At 66.4% G+C, this 244-nt stretch carries 1 protein-coding gene; it reads left to right on the top strand.

Annotated features, from left to right (window positions below; genetic code table 11):
* Window positions 1-244 (top strand): hypothetical protein (locus tag SB764_RS43780; protein ID WP_410867275.1); only part of this gene is annotated, 244 nt, incomplete at both ends.

Here is a 244-nt window from a genome sequence, read left to right as displayed (position 1 = left end):
GGAGCGAGTCGGCACCGACCTTGCACTGGCACGTCGATGACGCATTGCGTCGCACGCTGGAAAGGACACGGCTGGGCAGACGGGTGCTGTGTACGGATCGGCACAACTGGAGTACAGGGCGTATCGTCCACGCCTTCCGGGGGCAGTGGAATGTCGAGGAGTTGTTCCGCCGGGCGAAGAAAGGGGGCGTGGTTCCCTGGGGCCCGTCGCACCAGTGGGCCGACGGATCGCTGCGGCTGCACAC

This window comes from Paraburkholderia sp. SIMBA_027, assembly GCF_046535315.1.
Classification (GTDB): Bacteria; Pseudomonadota; Gammaproteobacteria; order Burkholderiales; family Burkholderiaceae; genus Paraburkholderia; species Paraburkholderia tropica.
This window is presented reverse-complemented; position numbering and strand designations above follow the sequence as displayed.